At 55.0% G+C, this 449-nt stretch carries 1 protein-coding gene; it reads right to left on the minus strand.

Annotation, left to right across the window (positions count from 1 at the left end; genetic code table 11):
* The coding region (locus FRY97_RS22675; RefSeq protein WP_170254884.1) for a hypothetical protein at positions 1-449 on the minus strand (449 nt) is incomplete at both ends.

Here is a 449-nt window from a genome sequence, read left to right on the forward strand (position 1 = left end):
GCTACCTCTGTGAAGCTGTCGGTAGCGGTGATGTCGAGGTCGGTATCGCAGTTGTCCACTGCTGATGGCGCGCCTGCGAAGGCGTACGTAGAAACAATCTCTGCAGTCTCCTGGGCTACGCTGCCTTCATCGCCAGCATAGATGGCGTCGAATGAGCTGATCAGGAAGTCCGCTGGGTTGTCCGCTGGGCAAGTGATCACTGGATCGGCCTTGTCCTCCCCGGTAACATAGCCCCAGCAGTTTTCGAAACCGCCGTAGATGTCGTCGTCGCCGATGATCTGCTCAGGTACGACAAAGCTGAAGTTGCTGATAGAGCCGGACGCAGTCGATGGGTTGAAGTTATCGCTGTCACGCAAGGTGAACACCAGGATATCACCTGCTTCCATGTCGATGGTTTCAGAACCGGTAACTGTGTTGCCATCTGTGTCTACAGCAAGAATGGTCTCTAC

This window comes from Phaeodactylibacter luteus (genome assembly GCF_007993045.1).
GTDB lineage: Bacteria > Bacteroidota > Bacteroidia > Chitinophagales > Saprospiraceae > Phaeodactylibacter > Phaeodactylibacter luteus.